The following is a 446-nucleotide window of genomic DNA, read 5'->3' as shown; positions in this document are numbered from 1 at the left end:
TGTCAGCGGCGGCGTCAATTTCACGTAAAACGGACGGTTTGAAACTCACCATGGCGAGATGATCAAGTGGTGGGTTCAGGATCACTCTGGTCTTTCATGCGATAGCTTTTGCCTTCGATGACGACGGTCTCGGCATGATGGAGGACGCGATCGAGCAACGCGGAGGTCAGCGTGCTGTCGTGGTTGAAGATCTCGGCCCAGTGCTTAAACGCCCGATTTGAACTGAGGATTGTTGCGCCATGCTCGTACCGCTGACTGATGATCTGGAACAGCGCGTCGGCACCCTGTTTATCGATGGGTAAATATCCCAGCTCATCGACGATGAGCACGCGCGGTTTGACGTAGCGGCGCAGTTCACGCTTGAGCCCGCCATGCGCGTATGCGGCGTTCACCGAGTTGATGATATCGACCGCGGTGGCGAAGAGTACAGAGTAGCCGCGCAGACA

1 protein-coding gene is annotated in these 446 nt (G+C 56.3%); it reads right to left on the bottom strand.

Annotated features, from left to right (window positions below):
* Positions 1-62: 62 nt before the first annotated feature.
* Positions 63-446, bottom strand: a 384-nt coding sequence (locus ACSQ83_RS35945) for an ATP-binding protein (protein ID WP_436231380.1), incomplete at its 5' end; no start/stop codon positions are given.

It is taken from the genome of Caballeronia sp. LjRoot29, from assembly GCF_964252755.1.
Classification (GTDB): Bacteria; Pseudomonadota; Gammaproteobacteria; order Burkholderiales; family Burkholderiaceae; genus Caballeronia.
The sequence above is the reverse complement of the archived record's forward strand: the minus strand, read 5'-3'. Positions and strand labels throughout refer to the sequence as shown.